The sequence below is a fragment of the Salmonella sp. NW884 genome (genome assembly GCF_051700745.1).
GTDB classification, from domain to species: Bacteria; Pseudomonadota; Gammaproteobacteria; order Enterobacterales; family Enterobacteriaceae; genus Salmonella; species Salmonella enterica.
The window spans coordinates 1-359 of the sequence record NZ_JAMMDE010000048.1 but is presented as its reverse complement, the minus strand read 5'-3'; the positions used below and the strand labels follow the sequence as shown (position 1 = coordinate 359).

The 359-nt window shown below is 61.6% G+C and carries 1 pseudogene; it reads right to left on the bottom strand.

Going from position 1 to position 359, the window contains the following annotated elements:
- Positions 1–359: pseudogene (locus NA197_RS23455) on the bottom strand (sodium-extruding oxaloacetate decarboxylase subunit alpha); the annotation flags it as partial.

Below are 359 nucleotides of genomic sequence, written 5' to 3'. Positions count from 1 at the left end.
TTGGCGATGGTTTTGTAGCGCTCGCCGGTCAGGACGTTGAGCACCGCCTGGGTGCCGACAATCTGCGAGGTCGGGGTCACCAGCGGGATAAAGCCGAGGTCCTCGCGCACGCGGGGGATTTCCGCCAGCACCTGGTCCAGCCTGTCCGCCGCGTTCTGCTGCTTCAGCTGGCTTTCGAGGTTGGTCAGCATTCCGCCCGGTACCTGGGCCACCAGAATACGGCTGTCATAGCCTTTCAGCTGGCCTTCAAAGGCGTGATACTTTTTGCGCACCTCGCGGAAATACGCGGCGATGTTCTCCAGCTTCAGGATATCCAGCCCGGTGTCATATTTTGTGCCGGCAAGCGTGGCGACCAGCGC